The 22447-nt window shown below is 66.0% G+C and carries 23 protein-coding genes and 1 tRNA gene; 14 read left to right on the plus strand and 10 right to left on the minus strand.

Annotated features, from left to right (window positions below; translation table 11 throughout):
* Window positions 1-25: 25 nt before the first annotated feature.
* The 5 genes from rpoN to QW863_RS09370 form a co-directional block, all read right to left on the minus strand.
* Window positions 26-1663, minus strand: coding sequence for an RNA polymerase factor sigma-54 (gene rpoN, locus QW863_RS09350; protein WP_315716872.1), 1638 nt, complete (start codon window positions 1661-1663; stop codon window positions 26-28).
* 212 nt (window positions 1664-1875) lie between these two features.
* On the minus strand, window positions 1876-2889 hold the full coding sequence (gene lptB, locus QW863_RS09355) for an LPS export ABC transporter ATP-binding protein (RefSeq protein ID WP_315716871.1): 1014 nt from the start codon (window positions 2887-2889) through the stop codon (window positions 1876-1878).
* A 352-nt stretch (window positions 2890-3241) separates the two neighbouring features.
* Entirely contained in the window at window positions 3242-3934 is a 693-nt protein-coding gene (locus QW863_RS09360; RefSeq protein ID WP_315716869.1) for an LptA/OstA family protein, read from the minus strand.
* A gap of 4 nt (window positions 3935-3938) precedes the next feature.
* Window positions 3939-4640, minus strand: a complete 702-nt coding sequence (lptC, locus tag QW863_RS09365) for an LPS export ABC transporter periplasmic protein LptC (protein WP_315716868.1) — start codon at window positions 4638-4640, stop codon at window positions 3939-3941.
* Between the two features lie 161 nt (window positions 4641-4801).
* Window positions 4802-5416, minus strand: a complete 615-nt coding sequence (locus tag QW863_RS09370; RefSeq protein WP_315716867.1) for a ribonuclease D — start codon at window positions 5414-5416, stop codon at window positions 4802-4804.
* Window positions 5417-5895: 479 nt separating this feature from the next.
* Between QW863_RS09370 and QW863_RS09375 the strand changes: the two genes are divergently transcribed.
* From QW863_RS09375 to QW863_RS09410, 8 genes are all read left to right on the plus strand, one after another.
* Window positions 5896-6867, plus strand: coding sequence for a TRAP transporter substrate-binding protein (locus QW863_RS09375; protein ID WP_315716866.1), 972 nt, complete (start codon window positions 5896-5898; stop codon window positions 6865-6867).
* A gap of 110 nt (window positions 6868-6977) precedes the next feature.
* A complete protein-coding gene (locus QW863_RS09380) occupies window positions 6978-7523 on the plus strand; it encodes a TRAP transporter small permease (RefSeq protein ID WP_315716865.1) in 546 nt (181 codons plus the stop codon).
* Entirely contained in the window at window positions 7514-8806 is a 1293-nt protein-coding gene (locus tag QW863_RS09385) for a TRAP transporter large permease (protein ID WP_315716864.1), read from the plus strand. The genes QW863_RS09380 and QW863_RS09385 overlap by 10 nt, the downstream gene beginning before the upstream one ends.
* Before the next feature lie 331 nt (window positions 8807-9137).
* On the plus strand, window positions 9138-9623 hold the full coding sequence (locus tag QW863_RS09390; protein ID WP_315716863.1) for a DUF6714 family protein: 486 nt from the start codon (window positions 9138-9140) through the stop codon (window positions 9621-9623).
* A gap of 51 nt (window positions 9624-9674) precedes the next feature.
* Complete coding sequence (locus tag QW863_RS09395) at window positions 9675-10109, plus strand: hypothetical protein (protein ID WP_315716862.1); 435 nt, start codon at window positions 9675-9677, stop codon at window positions 10107-10109.
* Window positions 10096-10329, plus strand: coding sequence for a hypothetical protein (locus tag QW863_RS09400; RefSeq protein ID WP_315716861.1), 234 nt, complete (start codon window positions 10096-10098; stop codon window positions 10327-10329). Before QW863_RS09395 ends, QW863_RS09400 begins: the two co-directional genes overlap by 14 nt.
* Window positions 10330-10343: 14 nt before the next feature.
* Entirely contained in the window at window positions 10344-10856 is a 513-nt protein-coding gene (locus QW863_RS09405) for a hypothetical protein (RefSeq protein ID WP_315716860.1), read from the plus strand.
* Window positions 10853-11254 carry a hypothetical protein gene (locus QW863_RS09410; RefSeq protein ID WP_315716859.1) on the plus strand — a complete coding sequence of 134 codons (402 nt, stop codon included), beginning with the start codon at window positions 10853-10855 and terminating at the stop codon, window positions 11252-11254. The genes QW863_RS09405 and QW863_RS09410 overlap by 4 nt, the downstream gene beginning before the upstream one ends.
* A 124-nt stretch (window positions 11255-11378) precedes the next feature.
* Here the strand turns inward: QW863_RS09410 and QW863_RS09415 are convergent, their stop codons facing one another.
* Complete coding sequence (locus QW863_RS09415) at window positions 11379-12584, minus strand: hypothetical protein (protein ID WP_315716858.1); 1206 nt, start codon at window positions 12582-12584, stop codon at window positions 11379-11381.
* Between the two features lie 451 nt (window positions 12585-13035).
* Between QW863_RS09415 and QW863_RS09420 the strand changes: the two genes are divergently transcribed.
* Both QW863_RS09420 and QW863_RS09425 read left to right on the plus strand, forming a co-directional pair.
* Window positions 13036-13422, plus strand: coding sequence for a hypothetical protein (locus QW863_RS09420; RefSeq protein ID WP_315716857.1), 387 nt, complete (start codon window positions 13036-13038; stop codon window positions 13420-13422).
* A 203-nt stretch (window positions 13423-13625) separates the two neighbouring features.
* A complete protein-coding gene (locus QW863_RS09425) occupies window positions 13626-14546 on the plus strand; it encodes an NAD(P)-dependent oxidoreductase (protein WP_315716962.1) in 921 nt (306 codons plus the stop codon).
* Window positions 14547-15879: 1333 nt separating this feature from the next.
* On the opposite strand, the gene QW863_RS09430 is transcribed toward QW863_RS09425, so the two are convergent.
* A tRNA-Leu gene (locus QW863_RS09430) sits at window positions 15880-15966 on the minus strand.
* 222 nt (window positions 15967-16188) lie between these two features.
* On the opposite strand from QW863_RS09430, the gene QW863_RS09435 reads away from it, so the two are divergent.
* On the plus strand, window positions 16189-17157 hold the full coding sequence (locus tag QW863_RS09435) for a complex I NDUFA9 subunit family protein (RefSeq protein ID WP_315716856.1): 969 nt from the start codon (window positions 16189-16191) through the stop codon (window positions 17155-17157).
* Window positions 17158-17281: 124 nt separating this feature from the next.
* Here QW863_RS09435 and QW863_RS09440 read toward each other — a convergent pair whose 3' ends face one another.
* Window positions 17282-18088 carry an undecaprenyl-diphosphate phosphatase gene (locus QW863_RS09440; protein WP_315716855.1) on the minus strand — a complete coding sequence of 269 codons (807 nt, stop codon included), beginning with the start codon at window positions 18086-18088 and terminating at the stop codon, window positions 17282-17284.
* 357 nt (window positions 18089-18445) lie between these two features.
* Here QW863_RS09440 and QW863_RS09445 point away from each other — a divergent pair, with 357 nt between their 5' ends.
* Both QW863_RS09445 and queG read left to right on the plus strand, forming a co-directional pair.
* Window positions 18446-19138 carry a glutathione S-transferase family protein gene (locus tag QW863_RS09445; protein WP_315716854.1) on the plus strand — a complete coding sequence of 231 codons (693 nt, stop codon included), beginning with the start codon at window positions 18446-18448 and terminating at the stop codon, window positions 19136-19138.
* Complete coding sequence (queG, locus tag QW863_RS09450; protein WP_315716961.1) at window positions 19087-20271, plus strand: tRNA epoxyqueuosine(34) reductase QueG; 1185 nt, start codon at window positions 19087-19089, stop codon at window positions 20269-20271. The genes QW863_RS09445 and queG overlap by 52 nt, the downstream gene beginning before the upstream one ends.
* An 11-nt stretch (window positions 20272-20282) precedes the next feature.
* Here queG and QW863_RS09455 read toward each other — a convergent pair whose 3' ends face one another.
* Window positions 20283-21068, minus strand: coding sequence for an alpha/beta hydrolase (locus QW863_RS09455; RefSeq protein ID WP_315716853.1), 786 nt, complete (start codon window positions 21066-21068; stop codon window positions 20283-20285).
* A gap of 327 nt (window positions 21069-21395) precedes the next feature.
* Here QW863_RS09455 and infC point away from each other — a divergent pair, with 327 nt between their 5' ends.
* The gene (infC, locus tag QW863_RS09460) at window positions 21396-21935 is read left to right on the plus strand and encodes a translation initiation factor IF-3 (protein WP_315716960.1); all 540 of its coding nucleotides are present in this window, start codon (window positions 21396-21398) and stop codon (window positions 21933-21935) included.
* Between the two features lie 93 nt (window positions 21936-22028).
* On the opposite strand, the gene QW863_RS09465 is transcribed toward infC, so the two are convergent.
* A complete protein-coding gene (locus QW863_RS09465) occupies window positions 22029-22400 on the minus strand; it encodes a hypothetical protein (protein WP_315716852.1) in 372 nt (123 codons plus the stop codon).
* Window positions 22401-22447: the final 47 nt, after the last annotated feature.

Genomic DNA, 22447 nt, shown 5'->3' on the forward strand with positions numbered 1-22447 from the left:
GTGAAGGCGCAATCTTGCGCAGCGGTCAAACTGACGCGGTATCCCGGGTGCGGTCGGCGCTGGCGGGGGCCGAGAGGGCATGCGCCAGCATGCTCTGCTTATCGCGGCGGCGCTGCACCGAGGACGGGATCCGCATCGCCTCCCGGTATTTCGCGACCGTGCGGCGGGCGATGTCGATGCCCGCGGCGCGCAGCTTCTCGACGATCGTATCATCGGAGAGAATTGCGGAGGGATCTTCCGCATCGATCAGTTGCTTGATGTGGTGACGCACGGCCTCTGCCGAATGCGCCTCGCCGCCATCGGCCGATGCGATCGAGGCGGTGAAGAAATATTTCAGCTCGAACGTGCCGCGATTGGTCGCCATGTATTTGTTGGCGGTAACGCGCGACACGGTCGATTCGTGCATCTGGATCGCATCCGCAACGGCCTTCAAGTTGAGCGGACGCAGATGCGCGACACCATGGGTGAAGAAGCCGTCCTGCTGGCGCACGATCTCGGTCGCCACTTTCAGGATCGTGCGGGCGCGCTGATCGAGCGCGCGCACCAGCCACGTCGCGTTCTGCAGGCAGTCGGTGAAGTAGGACTTGTCGCCGTCCTTGCGGATCGTCTTCGACAGCTCGGAGTAATAGACCTGATTCACGAGGACGCGCGGCAGCGTGTCGCTGTTGAGCTCGACCAGCCAGCCGCCGTCGGGACCGGGACGGACGTAGACGTCGGGCACCATGGTCTGCGTGCGCGTGGTGCCGAACTTCAGCCCCGGCTTCGGATCGAGCCTGCGGATCTCGCCGATCATGTCGACGAGGTCCTCGTCGTCGACGGCGCACAGCTTGCGAAGGGCAACGAAGTCGCGCTTCGCCAGCAGATCGAGATGCTCGACCAGCGCCTGCATCGCCGGGTCGTAGCGGTCGAGCTCGCGCAGCTGGATCGCGAGACATTCGCTCAAGTTGCGCGCGCAGATGCCGGGCGGATCGAAGGTCTGCAGCACGCCGAGCACGGCATCGACGTCGGCCTGCTCGGCGCCGAGCCGGTCGGCGGCCTGGCCGAGATCGGCCGGCAGATAGCCGGCCTCGTCGACCAGATCGATCAGGTACTGGCCGATCATGCGGTCCGCCGGCGCGGTGAACGCCACCGCCGCCTGCTCGGCGAGATGATCCGACAGCGTGGTCTCGGCCGCGACAAAGGCTTCGAGATTGTAGTCCTCGTCACCGGAGGCGCCGCCGCCCCATTCGGTGTAAGTGGTCGGCGCTGCGTCCTGCGCGGTGCGCGCGGCGGCCTCAGCCGGCTCCTCGGAGAACACGTTGTCGAGCCCGGTGTCGAGCGTCTGTTCGATCTCCGTACGGGTGCCGAGATCGCGGCTCATCCAGTCTTCCTGGGCGCCCTCGAAGCTCTCGCCGCCGCCGCTCGCACCCTCGCCGAAATCGTCGCCGTTGGCTTCGCTGCCTTCCGAGAACTCGGGGCGCTCGGACATCTGCTGCTCGCCGGCGACCGGCGCTTCCGGACCGTCGCTCGCGCGCTCCAGCAGCGGATTGCGCTCCAGCTCCTCTTCGACGAACGTGGAGAGGTCGAGATTGGACAGTTGCAGCAGCTTGATCGCCTGCATCAGCTGCGGCGTCATCACCAGCGACTGCGACTGGCGGAATTCTAATCTCTGCGTCAACGCCATGGGAGCAAGAACATTCCCTTACTGGTCCAATTCTTGCTTATCCTAATCCGCGCGCGATGTACACGGCTTGACGAATAAGAAAAACGGAGTATGGCGCGCGCGGAAGACGCCGTTACCGGCCCGCGAGGACTCGCTGGAAACAGCGTTGATCGTAGTGGTTCCGTCGCCTGTCGCGGTCGCGACAAAAGCCTGCGAATACCGCGTCGGCAATCCTACAGCCGGAATTCCTCACCGAGATACAGCCGGCGCACGTCGGGATCGGCGACGATCTCCTCCGGGCTGCCTTCGGTGAGAATCTGCCCCGCGTACACAATGTAGGCGCGGTCGGTGAGGCCGAGCGTCTCGCGGACGTTATGGTCGGTGATGAGCACGCCGATGCCGCGGTTGGTGAGATGGCGCACCAATTGCTGGATGTCGCCGACCGCGATCGGATCGATGCCGGCGAACGGCTCGTCGAGCAGCATGTAGTTCGGGCGCGTCGCCAGCGCGCGGGCGATCTCGACGCGGCGACGCTCGCCGCCGGACAGTGCGATCGACGGCGACTTGCGCAGCCGCGTGATGGTGAATTCTTCCAGCAGCGCGTCGAGCTCGCGCTCGCGCTTCTTGCGCGACGGCTCGACCACTTCGAGCACGGCGCGGATGTTCTGCTCGACGGTGAGGCCGCGGAAGATCGAGGCCTCCTGCGGCAGGTAGCCGATGCCGAGCCGCGCGCGCTGATACATCGGCAGCCGCGTGACGTCATGACCATCGAGCTCGATGGCGCCGCGATCGGCCTTGATCAGGCCGGTGATCATGTAGAACACGGTGGTCTTGCCGGCGCCGTTCGGCCCGAGCAGGCCGACGGCCTCGCCGCGGCGGACATAGATCGAGACGCCGCGCACGACCTGGCGGCTGCCAAAGCTCTTCTCGATCGAATGCACGGCGAGGAAGCCCGGCCGGCGCAGCAGTTGCGGACCGCCCCCCGCGCCATTGTTGCGCGGCCTGGCTGGCATCGGCTGCGAGGCCGGCCGCTTGCGTTGGATCTGCTCGGTGTTCTGCGGCGAGCGCGGATTGATGCGCGGCACCGTTTCATCGCGCACGGAGTCGGCGAGCGCGGCGAGCGGATCATCGCTGTAGGAATTGCCGAACGGATCGTCCATGGCCGTGATGTCGTCGCGCCGGCGCGAGGAGCCTCGCTGGCCGCGCTTGGCGGGACGCCCACGAAACATGCCGAGTAGATCCACCATCCCCGCTTCGCTTACGCCCTTCGAGGCTGCCCGTCATCGACCGCAGCGCTGGCTCGCCCGCTCACCGCGAGCGAACGCATCTCACCTCTCGCGGATCACAGGGAGCGCGAGGCCGGCCAAAGCGCGGCAGGCCGCGCTTCGGAGTTTGTCGTCTGACGGCGAAGTCGCGGTCGCCACGCAGGCGACCGATCGCAAGATCGCAATCGTGTCCGGCATCACTCTTTCGCAGCCACGCAACGGGCTCCACGGCCTCCCGTTGCATCGGTCCTGCGACAGAACCGCCCGCTCGCTAGATAGAGGCAGCAGCGGCGCGGTTCAACTGGGCCGCCGGCGTTTTGCTAAATAATTGAAGTCACTTCGATTTGCCTGGACCGAGCTGCAGCGGCGCGGCGCTGCCCGGAGCCGAGGCCGTCGACGGACCGCAGCCGCCGCCGGCGCCTGTGCCCGCGCCCGCCTGCGGCAGCAGCACCTGGACGCCGCGCCCGCTGTCGGATTCGACGCGCGACACGCCGGTGGTCATGTCCACCGTCAGCCGGTCGCCGCGCATCACGTTCTTGCACTGGGTCAGCACCACGCCGCCCTGCATCGAGATCATGTTGGTCTTGGTGTCGTAGACCGCGGTCTCGCCGGTCACGACCTGATCCTTCTGGGTCACCTTGACGTCGCCGCGCGCCTCGAGACGGCGGATCGCCGAGCTGCCGTCCGGCCCAGGCGTCGCCGCCGGCGTGGCCTTGGTCGCCTTGGCGCCGCCCGGCTGGGCGCCGCCGTCGTAGAACACCACCAGCGACTTCGAGGTCATGGTGGTGTCGCCCTGCACGACCTTGACGTTGCCGGTGAAGGTCGCCTCCTTCTTCTTGTCGCGCATCTCGAGCGCGGCGGCCTCGATCTGGATCGGCTGGTCGCGATTCTGCGAGAACCCCTGCAGCGCGTTGGGCACGCCGGTGGTCGCGCTCTGCGCCTGCGATGAGTCGGCAAGCGCGAGCAACGCCAGCGCGGCGAAGCCGGCGCCGCGAATCGCTACGGAAATGAAACGGCACGTGGTCATGAGGTCACTTCACGTTGCGGGCCGGACGGCCGGGATCGGCGCTCGCCGTCGTGGCCGGAGCGGCATTCATGTTGTCGAGGTTCATCATCACATTGCCCTCGAAGCGGATGACCTCGCCATTGTCGGTGATGCGCAGGCGGTCGGCGGAGAGCGTACCGTTGGTGAGCTTGACGTCGACGCGCTCGTCCGAGCTCACGGTGCCCTTGGCCATGTCGACCGAGGCCCGGCTCAGCCGCGCCTCGTAGCCCGTCGACGTCGTCAGCAGGATATCCTTCGTCAGCTCGAGCTGCTGCTGCTTGGTGTCGAACACGCCGGTATTCGCCTTCAAGGTCACCGTCGACTGATCCTCCATCAGCACCTTGGCGCGGAGGATGTTGAGCTCGACGTGATCGGGATCGGTGAGGTCCTGCACCGCGCTGCGGGCGACGAGATCATACGGCCGCTGGTCCGGCGTGAAGCCGGTCAGATGCGGCGTCTCCATCGTGATCTTGCGGCCGGAGATGACGAGGTTGCCGGTGAGATTCGGGGTGTTGATCTCCATGTGGAACGGATTGAACAGCGCGATGCCGATCACGACCGCCATCGCCAGTCCGACCGCCGCCGGCACCGCGACCCGCAGCACGCGCACGAAGCGGCTGTGGCGCGCCGCGACCGCGAAGCGCGCCTGCAGGGTGGGGTCATAGGCGGGGTTGTGGACCGAGTTCACCAGGGCTCCGACGGACACGGGGAGGCGCGCGAAACAGCGCCCATCCTACCATGGACGCCTTCACCATTGCAGCCTGGAACTGGCGCGAAATCGCGACGCGGGGCGGCTTGCGATCATTACGAGACATTAATGATCGTGAACGCGCCCGCGATTCGCCGGCTTCAGGAATGCGCGAAGATGTCCTCGGCCTCGAATCCGCCCAGATCGAGCGTCGCGCGGTGGGGCAGGAACGCGAAACAGGCCTGCGCCAGCGCCAGCCGCCCTTCGCGCGCCAGCATCCCGTCGAGCTTTTCGCGCAGCGCATGCAGATGCAGCACGTCGGAGGCGGCATAAGCGAGCTGCGGCTCGCTGAGCTGCTCGGCGCCCCAGTCGCTCGACTGCTGCTGCTTGGAGAGATCGACGTTGAGCAGCTCGCGCACGAGATCCTTCAGGCCATGGCGGTCGGTATAGGTGCGCGCCAGCCGCGAGGCGATCTTGGTGCAATAGACCGGCTGCGGCATCACCCCGAACGCGTGAAACAGCGCCGCGACATCGAAGCGCGCGAAGTGGAAGATTTTGGTGATGTCCGGGTTGCCGAGCAGCGCCTTCAGGTTCGGCGCGTCGGTGTGCCCCTTGGGAATCTGCACCACGTCGGCCGAGCCGTCGCCGGGCGACAGCTGCACCACGCACAGCCGGTCTCGGTGCGGATTGAGCCCCATCGTCTCGGTGTCGATCGCGACCGACGAGGTATAGCGGGAAAGATCAGGCAGGTCGCCGCGGTGCAGGCGTACGGTCATGGCTCTCAAAACCTCGTCGAATCGAAATCGGACGCGACGGGCCGGAGCAACGCCGCGGGAAGCGCTCGGGAACCGGCTGTAGCCCGGCGCTGGTAACCAACCGGCAAACGCGCCGGGCCGGTCCGGAGATCAGCCGTGGGAATGCCAGCCCCGCCGCCCGGGCGCAAGGGCCAGACAGGGCCAGGTGATCGCATCTCAAGTGATCGCATCTGAGGTGGCGCCGGCAGTGTCTCCGCGGCCGTCCGAGGCGGCGCCGTCCTCATTGAGGGCGGTCGACCCGCTGGTTGCATCGCGCCAGATCGCACCCAAGGGATCGATGCAACTCTTGCATTGATCGATGCCGCCTTTGGCTTGGACAGAAATAGCCACTGGCCCTACGCGTGATATTGTCGCATGACTTCGCATCTGGAGCGCAGCGACCCAAGGCGGTCTGCAGCATCTGCCCAACAACGACATAATCAATTGAGGAGGAAGCCAAGATGAAGGCACTTACAGGTATCATTGCGGCCGCTGTGCTGGCGGTCTCGTCGCCGCTGGCGACCGCGCGCGATTTCCGCTCCGCCGACGTGCACCCCGCCGATTATCCGACCGTCGAAGCCGTCAAGTTCATGGGCAAGCAGCTCGCTGCCGCGAGCGGCGGCAAGCTCGGCGTCAAGGTGTTTCCGAACGGCGCCCTCGGCTCCGAGAAGGACACGATCGAGCAGCTCAAGATCGGCGCGCTCGACATGATGCGGATCAACTCCTCGCCGCTCAACAATTTCGTGCCGGAGACCGTCGCGCTGTGCCTGCCCTTCGTGTTCCGCGACACGCAGCACATGCGCAACGTCCTGGACGGGCCGATCGGCGACGAGATCCTGGCGGCCATGGAGCCCGCCGGCCTGGTCGGCCTGGCTTATTATGACAGCGGCGCGCGCTCGATCTACACGGTCAAGGCGCCGGTGAAGTCGCTCGCCGACCTCAAGGGCCTGAAGATCCGCGTCCAGCAGTCCGACCTCTGGGTCGGCATGATCCAGAGCCTCGGCGCCAACCCGACCCCGATGCCCTATGGCGAGGTCTACACCGCGCTCAAGACCGGCCTCGTCGACGCCGCCGAGAACAACTGGCCGTCCTACGAATCCTCGCGCCACTTCGAGGCCGCCAAGTTCTACAACGTCACCGAGCACTCGCTGGCGCCCGAAGTGCTCGTGATGTCCAAGAAGGTCTGGGACACGCTGAGCAAGGAGGATCAGGCGATGATCCGCAAGGCGGCAAAGGAATCCGTGCCGGTCATGCGCAAGCTCTGGGACGAGCGCGAGCAGACCTCCCGCAAGACCGTCGAGGCCGCTGGCGTCCAGGTCGTGACGATCGCCAACAAGCAGGAATTCGTCGACGCGATGAAGCCGGTGTACCAGAAGTTCGCTGGCGACGAGAAGCTCTCGAGCCTCGTCAAGCGCATCCAGGACACCAAATAAGAGTAGCGACGCAAAAATCGCGACTTCAAAGACATCTACCAAGAACAACAATCATACGGTCCGGCGTCGCCATCAGGCGGCGCCGCAGGAAAGCCAGGGGAGGGACGGGAATGACAGATCCACATGTCGGAGACCACGAGCAGCAGGAGGGACGTCCGTCGACCGGCCTGCTCTCGCGGATCAACGCCGTCATCGCGCGCGTCGGCATGTATCTGTCCGTCGCCGGCCTGCTCGTCATCGTCACCATCGTCTTCTACCAGGTGTTCGGACGCTACGTTCTCAACTCCAGCCCGACCTGGACCGAGAACCTGGCGCTGGTCCTGATCCTCTATGTCACGCTGATCGGCGCCGCCGTCGGCGTTCGCGACGCCGGCCATATCGGCATGGACAGCCTCCTCGTGATGCTGCCGGATCATATGCGGGAAAAGATCGAGCTCGTCATCCACGTGCTGGTCGCGATGTTCGGCGTCGCAATGGCCTACAACGGCTGGATCCTCGGCGCCTCCGTGGGCACCGTGAAGATCGCCAATCTCGGCCTGCCCGAAGTCGTCCGCTACGTGCCGCTGATCGCTTCGGGAATCCTAATCGTCATGTTTTCCATCGAGCACATCATTGCTCTCTTGCGCGGCGAAGAGGTCGTCCCCTCATGGAACTGATTATTCTCGGCGTCACCTTCTTCGGCTTCCTGGTCCTCGGCGTTCCCGTTGCGTTTGCGATCGGCCTCTCGGCGATCTGCACCATCCTCTATGAAGGCCTGCCGGTTGCCGTCATCTTCCAGCAGATGATGTCGGGGATGAACATCTTCTCGTTCCTCGCCATCCCGTTCTTCGTCTTCAGCGGCGAGCTGATGCTGCATGGCGGCGTCGCCGACAAGATCGTGCAGCTCGCCAAGAATCTCGTCGGTCACATCCGCGGCGGGCTCGGCATGTCGAACGTCGTCGCCTGCACGCTGTTCGGCGGCGTCTCCGGCTCTCCCGTGGCCGACGTGTCGGCGATGGGCGCGGTGATGATCCCGATGATGAAGAAGGAAGGGTTCGACACCGACTACGCCGTCAACGTCACCACCCACGCCTCGCTGGTCGGCGCGTTGATGCCGACCAGCCACAACATGATCATCTATGCGCTCGCCGCCGGCGGCAAGGTGTCGATCGGCGCGCTGATCGCCGCGGGTCTTCTTCCGGCGCTCGTGCTGATGGTCTGCATGCTGGTCGCCGCCTACGCGGTCGCCGTGAAGCGCGGCTATCCCGCGGGCAAGTTTCCCGGCTGGGCGGAGGTGTTCCGCTCGTTCGCCGCGGCGCTGCCCGGCCTCTTGATCGTCGGCATCATCCTGGCGGGCATCCTGTCCGGCGTCTTCACGGCCACCGAGTCCGCGGCCGTCGCCGTCACCTACACGATCCTGCTGACATTCTTCATCTACCGCACCATGACCCTGCAGAACTTCCTGCGGGCCGCCGCCAAGGCGGTCAAGACGACCGGCGTGGTGCTGCTCTTGATCGGCGTCTCCACCATGTTCCAGTACCTGATGGGACTGTACGAAGTCGCCGATTTCGCCGGCGACCTGATGAGCAAGGTGTCGACGCAGCCCTGGATGATCTTCCTGCTGATCAACGTCATCCTGTTCCTGCTCGGCACGTTCATGGACATGGCGGCGACCATCCTGATCTGCACCCCGATCTTCCTGCCGATCGCGATGAAGGCGGGCATGGATCCGGTGCAGTTCGGCATGCTGATGCTGATCAACTGCGCGCTGGGCCTCAACACCCCGCCGGTCGGCACCACGCAGTTCGTCGGCTGCGCCATCGGCGGCATCTCGGTCGGCGCGGTCATGCGCACCATCCTGCCGTTCTACGCCGCCCTGATCGCCGCCCTGATGTTCGTGACCTACGTCCCAGCGTTCTCGCTGTGGCTGCCGCGGCTGCTGATGGGGTATAAGGGATAGGTCGTCCGAGCGTTCGCCGGTCTTGGCCGGCGAACCGCGACTACACTGCTGCTGCTCGTCGTCCCAGACTTCGACGCCGGCGCTCTCGTCACGCAGGACCGCGCGACGATGCCGATCTTGCGCCGCGTCGGCTCAGAGGTCCTGCTGTCATATTTCGAGCTCGGAATCATCGCCATGTAGAGGTTGGCGGCGTCGCCCGCCCAGGCGAAAATCGCTCAAATTGTCGGTCGTTTGGTACGATGTTGTGCGTCTGCGCGAGTTACGTTGCCGACGCGACGGTCGGCAACAGCCGCCCCGCTGCCGCGCCGAACGACACACAAGCCGACCAGCCATGATCATCGATTTATCCACCTTGATGCGGACAGCTTTTCCGACAGAGCCGCTGCCCGATACGTTCTGGATCGAAGGCGGCGCGCAAGCAGGGGGCGACATCCCCCACGAACTCGTCGGGCGGCTGGCGCAACGGCGTCGGACCGACGTCACGCTCTACGACTGGCTGATGATCGGTCACCCTTCATCCGTGAGGTGCTTTCTGCATCCCGATACGTTCCGCTACTATCTGCCGTCGCTGCTGGTCGGCGTGCTCAATGACACCAGCTATCTGGATTGGGCACTCGACTCCTTGCTGCCGGCGGGCCGTCGGCGCCGGACGGACCGGCCGGTCTGGCTTCAATTCTGGGAAGGCTTCTCCGACACCCAGCGCAATGCGATCCGCTCCTACCTGAAACAGGTTCGCGAGCTCCCGGACAAGGCGGCCGATCCCGTCGAGCGCCATCTATTCGAAGAACTCGATGTCGTCTGGGGCCAAGTACGATGATCAACAGCGAAACACTCTGCGCCCCTGGCGCGCAGTCATCTGCGTGAACCCATGGCCGCACTGTCGCACTTCCTCAATCTCGATCTCGTCCTGAAATCGAAGTCCGACTTCACGTCGCTGATCGCGCATCTCGACGAGCGCGTCCACGTGCTGCATCATCAGGAGCATGAGCAGGAATTCCTGCTGGTGCTGGAGACCAACGGCACCGGATCGCCGCATCCGATCACATGCACGCTGCAATTCCTGACCCTGATCGAATCGCTGCCTGGCACGGCGCAAGAGCTGTGGAACGGCTGCACGTCGCGCACTTTCTCCTATGGCTTCGAAGGCGGTCGTGATTTCCCCGCGCTCGACGTGACGATCCCCGCCGATCTCCTGCTCCGGATCGCTGGGCTCGGTGCGGACGTCGGCATCACCGTGTATCCCTGTCAGACCTGCGGCGAAGATGACCCCGAACGGAAGGACGCCCGATATGCACTACCCTGACGGTCGGATCGCGAGACTCGGCGACGAGGTGAGCGTCGCCGGCATGAGCGGCAGGGTCGTCTGCTCGATCGACACCCGCGAATACTCCGACGACTATCCGGAACAGGCTTGGGCCTATCTGCAACGGAGTGTCATGATCGTTTGGGACCGGCAGGGCCTGACCCATTATGACGCGCCGGAGGCCGGCATGATCCTGGTCCGGCGTCACCGAGAGGTTTAGGTGGGACGAGCGTCATGAGATTTTTGCCGCGCGCCGAGACGCGTGCGCTGGAGCAGAGGCTCGGGCGAGAGGTCGCCTCCCACGACGGGCCCAAATCCATTCTCTATTACAAGAGCGGCAGGCGCGACTATTCCGCCGCTGCAAATGCGATCGCGCAAGCGGCCGGAGCCATGTCCGAGGCGACGCTGCTGTTCCTGTTCAGTCTGAGCGGCGACGGCTACGGCGAGCACGACGCCCATGACGAGCGATGGCACGGTTATCGGCGCTGGCGGACCGCGCATGGCGAGACCCGCCGGCTGTACGACGCGCCGGGCCACTGGCTCGAGGCAGGCGAAGCGGCGCTGCTGTCCGAGCTGATCGGCTTCGCGCTCGATCTCGGTTGGGATGCGGTGTTGACTGCGAAGCCTGGACGCCAGCTACTCGTCCTCTCTCATGACGACCGGCTGGAGGTCTATCGCGGCTTCGGCGGCGGCGCGCTCGTCAGGCAGCTGATCGCGATCGACGGCTGGCAAGGCGCCGAACGATGATGAAGACAGGGGTGACCATGGCTGGTCGGCGACCTCTGTGCATCGTGATCCGCATCCCCAGCGCCACGCTGTCGCGCGACGAGTTGGAGGCGGCGTTGAGAGGCCGGCTCAGCCGCTACGAGTCATCCGGGGATGGCACCTCGGCCTACGCCCAGATCGACATCGCGGATGAACCCGATGCATGGGCCGCGGCGATCGGTTGCGTGCAGTCGGTAAGGGACACCTTGCGACACCTGAACGCCTGCGGCCGCATCGGATCGCCGGTCCTGGACATTGCGGTGGCCTTTCCGTCGTCACTGGCGGCGACGTCCTTGAAGATTCCGGCTGGGCTGGCAGCAGCTGCCGGCCAGGCCGGCATCGGCATCGAAGTTTCGATCTATTGCACGAGCGACGAATGACGCTGAGCCAACGGCCGTTTTCGCCAATCGGGGCGCCCGGACGGCGGGCGCCAACCACCGGTTCGTCAGTACTTCGCGATGCTTGCGCAGTTGTGCGCCAGGCGAAGCGGGAGAGCCTCGACGCTCACTTCACGCAAGACCGCGCGACGATCCCGATCTTGCGGCGGTCACCGGCGAGGTCGAATTGCAGCCCCATGACGATCTCGGAATCGACTTTGCCGAGCCCGTCGTAGGAGACTTCGATGCGCTTGGCCGCCTGCAAATCAGCCATGGTCGCGCCGACGATCTGAACCGATGTCTGGAAGCCGAGCGGCGCAGACTCGATGGCAGCGAGCTTGAGCAGGAAGCTCCGCTTGCCGGAATCGCTGATCCGGTCGACTGACCGCTCCGCCATGATGCCCCGCATCGTCGCCTCAAACGTCCTGCTGTCGTATTTCGAGATTGGAATCATCGCCAGGTAGACGTTGGAGGCGTCGCCCCGGCAATACAGACGATGGCGGAAGCTCGCGAAGGTCGTGCGGCTGATGATCTCGATATAGGAACCGCCGGCGCCGAACGGCTCGACCGTCATCGGGCTGGAATAGTCCTTGCTGGTGTCGATGCCGAGCTCGACGATCTCCTGCCGCTTCAGCCAACTGATCTCGCGCCACGGCGTCTGCGCTGCGGCCAGGGCCAGTAGCTTCGGGCTGGCATCCATGCGGATGACGTAGCTGATCAAGTTACCCATCATCGCCTGGTCGGCGGCGCGGTCGAGGGCGCTGGCGGTCTTGGCCTGCGGATCCTTGATCGTCTCGGGATCATACAACTGCTGTACGCCGAGTTCGCCGTCGCCGGCGGCACGGCGGACGCCGCCGAGAAACGCCCAGACGCAAGCCGACGCGCAATGGCCCGGGTCCTGGCCACCATCGACGGTGTTGATGCGATTGCCCTCGGGATCAAACCGGCCCGCGGTCTTGCCGATGGAGGTATGCAGGTTCTGCTCGCGGATGATCTCGCCGAGGCGCATCGCCGCCGCAGGATCGCCGCCAGGCGAATTGAGCACGACCTCGTAGCCGCTCCAGCCTTTGGCGAGAAATTGCCGGAACACCTCCGGCGTGTCGCGCTGGATGGTGCCCTCGGCCGCAATCCACGAGCAGCCGTTGCAATTGCCGCCGTCGCCGGCGTGGAAGAACTGCATCGGCTTCGATGCGTCGTAGCTGAACCTCTCATCGGCGGCCGCGGACTGCGCGGCGGCGAGGCCGATCAGGACGAGAGTCAGCAGCCGGAGAGACGGGCGAGGCGCGCCGGCCGGAGCTTGCGCGCGCGCTGGGGCGATCAACGAAATGAACATGGGTTGGTCCGTGACGAGGAACGAGGCAATGGGATCGGCTGTCAGAGCCAGAGTCATGATTGAAGTATCGGGCGATGGCGCATGGACTGGCAGCGCGTGATGACGGGCCCGGACGCGCAGCCGGCAAACGAGAGCGCCTGCACCTGGGCGGGAAAATGCTAACGTCGACAATTCCAGATCGCAAGGGCGCCGCTGCAGGGATCAAACATGTCTGAGCGACGAAGACGTCCACGCCGGCTGGCTCGATGACATCTGCGCGTCGACATCCAGACATGTCTTGCCGCCGCCCTTGTTAGGACGGCACCGAACGGCCAGCATCGAACCTGCTCGGAGCGACCGACACGAATGAAGATCGGCGGCCGTCACGCGATCCGGATCGTACAGTCCGCCTGCGCGCGGCGGGACGTCACGTGTGCGTTGCCCGGATGACGCGCGAGCGGAGGAACGGCCCATGAAGCAGCTGATCAGCCAGGTCGACCGCGAGCTGATGCAGGACGACCTGCTCATTCGCGTCGCCTCCGGCCTGTGCGGCGGCGTCGTGACGCTGGTCGGCCTGCTGCTACTGGTCGGATTCACGACACGCGGCGTCGACCGGCTGCCCGGCGGCTGGCCCCTGGCCGTGGCGTTCGTCGTCCTGGCGCTCGCCTTTGGCGTCCCGCTGGTGCTGCGCAGCGTGACCTCGCGCCGCACGGCTTTCGGACGCTTCCTCGTCCGTCACGCCACGTTGGGCGCATTGCGCCGGCCGGATGATTTCACGCTGTGGATCATGCTACCCGCGATCGCGCTGACGGTGATGCTGCGCAGGCTGGGTGTCAGCGGCGAGACGGAGACCGAGTAGTCTGTCGCGCCATAGCGGCGGATTCATGGGTTCACGACTCGCGCCGGCCCGGGTCACGGTCCGGCGCGCGGCGCCCTGTTCTCAATCCACGTCTGCGTCGCCGACATGAGCGGCGAGGTCGTGTGCTCGATCGACACCGGCGAATATTCGGACGACTATCCCGAGCGTGCCTGGGCCAACCTGCAGCGCGGCGATCATCATCGATTGGACAGGCAGGGACCAATCAAGAGGAACTTGCAATGGCGGCAATCGGATTCATCGGATTGGGCGTGATGGGCGAGCCGATGTGCCGCAATCTGGCTCTCAAGTCCGGCGCGATGGTGCTCGGCTTCGATCGTGCGGACGCGCCGCTGCAGCGCCTCGCCGCCGTCGGCGTCAAGCGTGCCGTGTCGCTCGCGGAGCTGGCGCGCCAGACCGACGTGATCTTCATGGCGTTGCCGAGTGGCAAGCATGTCCAAGCCGTATGCGACGGCGACGACGGCTTGCTCCGCCACGTCGAGGCGCGTCACACCATCGTGGACCTCGGCACCTCGCCGGTGCAGGCCAGCCGGGAGCTCGCCGAGCGTTTCGCGGCCGAGGGGGCCGCCTACGCGGATGCGCCGATCGCCCGCACCCGGCAGGCGGCCGAGGACGGCACGCTGAGCGTGATGGTGGGGGCCGACGCGGCAACGTTCGAAAAGCTGCGGCCGCTGATTGCGATGTTTGCGACTGACATCACCCATTGCGGCGGCGTGGGCGCCGGCCAGGTCGTGAAGATCCTCAACAACATGGTGCTGATGCAGACCGTGGTGGCGCTCGGCGAAGCGCTGGAGACTGCCAAGCGCGCTGGCCTTGATGCCACGCTGCTGTTCGAGACCCTGGCCAAAGGCTCGGCCGACAGCTTCGCGCTGCGCAACCACGGCATGAAGGCGATGCTGCCCGACACATATCCGGAGCGCGCGTTCTCGACCGAATATGCGCGCAAGGACATCGGCTATGCTCTCGATCTCGCCAGGTCCGTGCAGATCGACCTGCCGGGCGCGGAGCTTGCCGACAGGCGACTCGGAGAGGCGATCGAGGCGGGCTATGGCGATCTGTATTGGCCAGTGCTGGCGCGCGTGATCGCGGCATCACGCACGGCATGACCCGCCCATCGGGCTTTGTCGGCCTCCCCTGGACGGGCGAACTGCGCCTGTGACGGCCAGCTGACAACGGCATCCTCTGTCGTCGCCGATAAGCTCGCCGACGCAACGCGTCGGCGGGCGCCGATCCGAGACACATGGTCACCGGCTGCGACGAGTCGCGCGGAACGTACCGCCTGCGCGGTATGGGTCCCCGCGTTCGTGGGGACGACACCGGCGGTGAAGCGAAAGCTCTGCGCCGAACTCACGTGCTAATCCTGTGCGCCAATGCAAGTTGATTGGTGAGGTTGCTCCTAAGCCAGCTCGGGGCGTAGTGCTCACCACCATCATTGTGAGGAGCGAAGCGACGAAGCGATCCCGGGCGACACCCGTGGCTCTGGATTGCTTCGTTCGCAATCACGGTGGAGATGGCATGCCTGTCATGCGCAAATCACCCGTCGTGCCAGTCTGTCGCAACATTCTCCCTTGCGCCGTCGGGCAGATCACCTGCACATTTCCGCGCGTCCCTGCTGCCGCATGAGGGGCGTGTCGCGACCGTCACGAGACGTTGGCAGTGGGATGCGATGGGCGTGTGTCGTTGCAGCGTGATCAGTTCGCGCGGACGAACAAGGATGCACGCACGGTCAAGTCGCGCGGTCCTGATATCCCGACGCTGATATCAACTCATGACGAAGCTTTCGCTTCGCGTGGGGATGGTGGCCACCAAGCCCGGCGCACCAGGGAGAACGCGAAGCAGCCGTTAAAACCAATCGCGCAGGGAGGGCCGGATGATCCGGCGCGTACCTGTGGTTCCTGCCGCCAGCATTTTCCTTCGCTGGCGGGCCATGGGTGCGGTCGGCACCCGGCCTTCCCTGCGCCCTCATGATTTCGAGGGCGAGACGATCGGCATGGCTCGGGCGCAAAGCGCGCCGCGAGGCTGATAGGTCTTGCCCTAAACGAGAAAGACCACGGCGGTCATGGTGATCACTCGACACGAAGGCGGTGCCCACCCTCCCCTGGAGGGGGAGGGTCGCCTCACGGAGAGCGAAGCGAAACGTGAGGCGGGGTGGGGTGATCTCTCCTCTGGCGCTGGCGTGCGTGGAGAGATCGCCCCACCCCGCTCGCCCGCTTCGCGTGCGATCGACCCTCCCCCTCCAGGGGAGGGTGGAGGCTCGCAGCCGGCAGCAGCGGCTACATCACGGGCGTTGAAAGGAGGATTATCGGCTGGCTCGGGGACGAGCGTGTCGCTGATGTCGCGAAGACATCAGCTAAATCGATGCCACCCAATCAGATCGCGAGGCGCATCAGCGCCGTCGTCTGTCACAGAGTTCTGTGCGGGGGAGGTCACCACCAAAAATGGTGCCCAGGAAAGGACTCGAACCTTCACGGCCGTTAAGCCACTGGCACCTGAAGCCAGCGCGTCTACCAATTCCGCCACCTGGGCATGGGGGCGCTGTGTACGGATCGAACGGGCGCTTGTCAAACCGCTGAACGCCCAAGATGACAATTTTTCTCACCCCATGCGCAAAAACACGGCTCCCTTTTCCGCGGTGCGGGCGATGGGCTATACAGCGGCCCAGGATGGCGGGCCGCGGGGTGCGAATCGCCGCTGACAGCTATCTCGTCCGGGGCGGACCGACCGCCCGGCAATCCCAGGACTCATTCCATGGCATCGAATCTGGACACATTGGTTACCGTCTTCGGCGGCTCCGGCTTCGTCGGGCGCAACGTGGTCCGGGCGCTGGCCAAGCGCGACTATCGCATCCGCGTCGCGGTGCGCCGGCCGGAGCTCGCCGGCCACCTGCAGCCGCTCGGCCGGGTCGGCCAGATCCACGCCGTACAGGCCAATCTGCGCTATCCCGACTCGGTCGCATCGGCGCTGCGTGACAGCCATGTCGCGATCAACCTCGTCGGCGTCCTGACCGAGAGCGGCGCGCAGACCTTCGAGGCCGTGCAGGCCGAGGGCGCCGCCACCGTCGCCAAGGCGGCGGCCGCCGCTGGCGCCCGCATGGTGCACGTCTCGGCGATCGGCGCCGACGCAGAGTCGGCGTCGAGCTATGCCCGCGCCAAGGCGGCCGGCGAGGCCGCCGTGCTGGCTGCGGTGCCCGAGGCCGTGATCATGCGCCCCTCGGTCGTGTTCGGCCCCGAGGACCAGTTCACCAACCGCTTTGCGGGGCTCGCCCGGATCTCGCCGTTCCTGCCGCTGATCGGCGGCGGCGAGACGAAGATGCAGCCGGTCTATGTCGGCGACGTCGCCACCGCGGTGGCCGACGCGGTCGACGGCAAGGCGCAGCCGGGCGCGACCTACGAGCTCGGCGGGCCCGAGGTGCTGAGCTTCCGGGAAATCCTGAAAATCATCCTCGACATCACCGACCGCGACCGCGCGCTGCTGCCGCTGCCGTTCGGGCTCGCCAAACTGCAGGCCGCAATCCTGCAGTTCGCGCCGGGCCCGCTGAAGCTGACGCCGGACCAGGTCGAGCTCTTGCGCCACGACAACGTGGTGTCGGAGGCGGCAAAGGCGGCCGGGCTGACCTTGCAGGGCCTCGGCATCACGCCTGACTCGCTCGAGGCGGTCGCTCCGCAATATCTCTGGCGCTTCCGTCCCTCAGGACAGTTCCAGCGTAAGAACGCGTGAGGGGCCCCCGGCCTCTCCACGTCATTGCGAGGAGCGAAGCGACGAAGCAATCCAGAGTCCCGGACACCACACTGGATTGCTTCGCTTACGCTCGCAATGACGGTGGATGGAGCTGGGGCTCAGCTCACTTCCCCAGCGCCAGCGCGATCAGGCCGAGGGTGCCGACGATGACGCGCCACCAGGCGAACAGCACGAAGCCGTGGCGGGTGACGTAGCCGAGGAAGGCCTTCACCACGATCATCGCGGTGATGAAGGAGACGACGAAGCCGATGGCGATCAGACCGAGATGGTCCGCCGTCATCTCGGCGCGGCTCTTGTAGAAGTCGTAGACGAAGGCGCCGACCATGGTCGGGATCGCCAGGAAGAAGGAGAACTCCGCGGCCGAGCGCTTGTCGCCGCCGAGCAGCATCGCCGCCACGATGGTGGCGCCGGAGCGCGACACGCCGGGGATCATCGCGACGCACTGCGCGACGCCGATCCACAGATACATCATCAGCGGATAGCGCGTGGCGTCGTGCTCCCGCGGCTTGAGATCGATCTGATCGACCCACAGCAGGATGGCGCCGCCGACGATCAGCGAGAAGCACACGACCCAGGGATCGAACAGGAGCGCCTTGATGTACTTGCCGGCGATGAGGCCGATGATGACCGCGGGCAGGAAGGCGATCAGCACGCCGATGATGAAGCGGCGGTCGTCAGGGTTCGTCAGCGCGCCGATCGCGACGCGGTACAGCTTGAAGAAGTACAGCGCAACGATGGCGAGGATGGCGCCGAGCTGGATCAGGATCGCAAAGCTCTTCCAGAACCCCTCGTCGCCGAGCCCGAAAAAGCGCTCGGCGAGCAGCAGATGGCCCGTCGAGGATACGGGAAGAAACTCGGTGACGCCCTCGACGATGCCGAGAAGCACCGCCCGCAGCGTATCTGACATCATTGATCGGATCCTGGATGGCCGGCAAAACGCCGCCCTTCTCGCCTATTCGGCCCCCGCCCGCAATTGCAAAAAGCGCTCGAACCGGCCACATCCGATGAATGAACCGGCGTGTGATCGGCCATGCGAATCGGAACGAGGCAATGCCGGACAGCGGATCGGGCGCGCTGATCGCTGTTCCCGAAAGCGCCGTTTCCCGCATGACCGCCCGTCGCCCTACTGCTTACACTTTCGCCGACCATGCGCTAATGGTCCGATTCGCGAGCGCACCCGCGCGCCGGTATCGGGACGAGGCGTCGGTGCGAACCGATGGTTGATTGTTCGTTAAGCGCCGTAGCCGCGGAATCGTCGAAAGGCTCCATGTACACGCTCTACCACCATCCCTTCTGCCCGCATTCACGCTTCGTCCGGCTGGTGCTCGGCGAATACGGGCTCGATCTGCGCCTGGTGGAGGAACGCGCCTGGGAGCGCCGCGAGGCGTTTCTCGTGCTCAATCCCGCGGCCACCACGCCGGTGCTGTCGGTCGAAGGCCTGCCGCCGGTGCCCGGTGTCGGCGTGATCGCCGAATTCATCGACGAGACCTGTGGGCCCGAGATGGGTGATCGCCGGCTGATGCCGGCCTCGGCGGCCGAGCGCATCGAGGTGCGCCGACTGATGGACTGGTTCAACACCAAGTTCTTCGAGGAGGCCTCGAACCTGCTGGTCACCGAGCGCATCTACAAGCGCTTCATGAGCGAGGAGGATGGCGGCGGGCCGCCGTCGACCGACGTGATTCGCGCCGCCAAGACCAATGTGCGCTATCATCTCGCCTATATCGGCTGGCTGGCGCAGCGGCGCAATTTCCTGGCCGGCGACCGCCTGACCTATGCCGACCTCGCCGCCGCCGCGCATCTGTCGGCGATCGACTATCTGGGCGACGTGCCATGGATCGAGGACGACGCCGCGAAGGCGTGGTACGCGCGGGTGAAGTCGCGGCCGTCGTTCCGGCCGCTGCTCTCCGACTGGCTGGCGGGCGTGCCGGCGTCGCGGACCTATGTGGATCTGGACTTCTGAGCGCCGATAGGCCCACGCCGGAGACGTTGAAGGCGGCGCTGGCCGCCGAGGCGCAACGGCTGGGCTTCGATGTCGTCGGTGTCACCGCCCCGGTCGTGAGCGCCGAACGGATCGCCGCGTTCGAACGCTTCCTCGCCGCCGGCCAGTACGGCGACATGGACTGGCTGGCGCGCGAGCCGTCCCGCCGCACCGATCCCACCACGCTGTGGCGCGAGGTCCGCAGCATCATCATGCTCGGCGTCAATTACGGCCCCGACGAGGACCCTCGCGCGGTCCTGTCCCGGCGCAGCAATGCTGCGATTTCGGTCTATGCCCGCGGCGACGACTATCACGACGTCATCAAGAAGAACCTCAAGGCGCTCGCCCGCTGGCTGGTCGCGCAGGCCGGCTGTGATGTGAAGGTGTTCGTCGACACCGCGGCCGTGATGGAGAAGCCGCTGGCCGAAGCGGCCGGGCTCGGCTGGCAGGGCAAGCACACCAACCTGGTGTCGCGCGGCTTCGGCTCCTGGCTGTTCCTCGGCGCCATCTACACCACGCTGGCGCTGCCGGCGGACGCGCCGGAGCAGGATCATTGCGGCTCGTGCCGGGCCTGCCTCGACAGCTGCCCGACCGCGGCGTTTCCGGAGCCTTACAGCCTCGATGCACGGCGCTGCATCTCGTATCTGACGATCGAGAACAAGGGGCCGATCCCGCGCGAGTTCCGCAAGGCGCTGGGCAACCGCATCTATGGCTGCGACGACTGCCTCGCCGCCTGCCCCTGGAACAAGTTCGCGCAGGCGGGACGCGAGGCGAAGCTGGCGGCGCGCGACGCGTTGCGCGCGCCTTCGCTGGCGGAGCTGGCGGCGCTCGACGATGCCGCGTTCCGCGCGTTGTTCGCGAAATCGCCGATCAAGCGCATCGGCCGCGACCGCTTCCTGCGCAACGTGCTGATCGCGATCGGCAACTCCGGCGATGCGGCGCTGACGCCGTCAGCCGAGCGGCTGGCCGCCGATCCGAGTCCGCTGGTGCGCGGTGCCGCCGCCTGGGCGCTCGCTTGGCTGCTCGACGAGGCTGCTTACGCGCGACGTGCGGAGGCCGCGCTGACGTCGGAGACCGACGAGAGCGTCCGCGCGGAATGGCAGGCGCGATGCTGAAGCGGGCCGCGTCAGCCCATCTCGCCGACGGCGGCCAGCATACGCGTGATGTCCTGCGGACGCGACAGCCGGTGGTCCCCGTCCTGGATCATGGTCAGCACCACGTCTTCGGCCGGCAGGCGGTGGGTCAGTGCGAACGCATGCTGCCAGGGGACGTCGCGGTCCTGCGCGCCCTGCAGGATGCGCACCGGGCAGCCGACCTTGATGGCAGCGCCGAGCAGGAGATGGTTGCGCCCGTCCTCGATCAACGCCCGGGTGATGGGATAGGGCTCGCCGTACTCCGACGGACGCATCCAGACGCCGTTGGTCTCGATCTCGGTCCGGACCGCCGGCGCAAAGCCCTTCCACATCAGCTCCTCGGTGAAATCGGGCGCCGGGGCGATCAGGACCAGGCCCGCCAGCGTTGCTTCGGCCGGGTCCTTGAGCAGCTCGCGCGCCAGCAGCAGCGCCATCCAGCCGCCCATCGAGGAACCGATCACGACCTGGGGTCCGCGGCAGAATTGCCGGAACACCGCGACGCTCTCCTCGAGCCAGCGGCTGATGGTGCCGTCGACGAAGCGCCCGCCGGATTCGCCGTGCCCGGAATAGTCGAAGCGGACGCAGGCGCGGCCGCGCTCGGCGGCCCAGGCGTCGAGGGCCAGGGCCTTGGTGCCTTTCATGTCGGAATTGAAGCCACCGAGCCAGAACAGCCCGGGCGGACGGCCTGGCCGCGCCCGCACCGCGATCCGGCGCGACGATTCGCCCGCGCCGACGGCGACGAAGACGGGCGGATCGGCATTTTCTGCAGCAGGGTTCATGGATCGTTACTCGCTGTCGGGTGTTGTGTGGGCGAACCGGCCGTTTCCGTCAATCGGCGCGGCCCGACGCAGCCGCTTGCGAAAGCGCGCCGCGCACTCTATGTCCCCCGGCGGAACCACGAGGGCCCGAAAAAGCGCGAGTTTGATCGCAATTCTCGGCCGTGTGGCTTCCTTGGGGGAATGCATCGACGCGCAAGTCTCGCGCATGCGACGCAGGAGCCGCGACGACCGGGCGGAATTTCGACGCACCGGACCGTTGCGACCTTGCCCGCGAAAGCATCTTCCTTCAAACTAGCCGCCTTCTTCCACAACCTTGGAGCACTACCCATTCGCCGCCCCAATCGAGCCCCGCCCGCTGCCGTCAAAGACGGGCCGCGTACCAATGATGAGATTCGCAATGCGCAGATCCAGCTGATCGATGCCGAAGGCACCAACCGTGGTGTCGTCGAGACCGTTGTCGCGATCAAGATGGCCGCTGATGCCGGCATGGATCTGGTCGAGATTTCGCCGAACAACTCGCCTCCCGTCTGTAAGATCATGGACTACGGGAAGTACAAATATTCGGCGCAGAAGAAGGCCGCCGAGGCCCGCAAGAAGCAGAAGGTCGTCGAGATCAAGGAGATCAAGCTCCGCCCGATGATCGACGACCACGACTACGACGTGAAGATGCGCGCGATGCAGCGGTTCTTCGAAGAGGGCGACAAGGTCAAGATCACGCTGCGCTATCGCGGCCGCGAAATGGCGCACCAGGAGATCGGCACCAAGCTGCTCGACAAGGTGAAGTCCGACGTGGCGGCGTTCGCCAAGGTCGAGCAGGACGCCAGGTTCGAGGGACGTCAGGTGGTCATGGTTCTGGCGCCGCGCTAAGTCCAGCACGCCGACACCTGAAGCCGGGCCCGCCACGCGTTTGGCGGGCTTTTCTCTTGGGGCGCCCGTCAGGACCGCTTTTGCGGGCCCGGGTCAGGACCGCGTCGCCTGCCACCGCCCCCTGCAGGTCCCGGACGAGCCTTTGCCGCTCCAGCGGCCGACGCCGGACGTGGCGCCAAGCCGGCCGGTGCCGCTGGCAGAGGCACCACCCTGGGATACCCGCACGGTGACGGCGCCGCCGCGGCCAACCGAGCCGGTAATGTTGGCGGTGCTGTTCGAGAGGACCCGGCCGCCGCTGATCCGGATCGGGAAGCTGTAACCCTGGTCGCAACTGCCGGCCTCGGTGATGATGAGCACGGTCCAGGCGCCATCGAAGCCGGCAGCGTGCGCCGGCCTTGCCGTCAGGCCCGCGAGGCCCGTCAGCAGCGCGGTCGTGAAGGCGGCGGAGATGGCGCGGCGGGTCATGGTCGATCCTCGACTGTCATGGTCGGCTGATCATGGGTCGGAATAGC

It is taken from the genome of Bradyrhizobium sp. SZCCHNR1017, assembly GCF_032381375.1.
Lineage (GTDB): Bacteria > Pseudomonadota > Alphaproteobacteria > Rhizobiales > Xanthobacteraceae > Bradyrhizobium.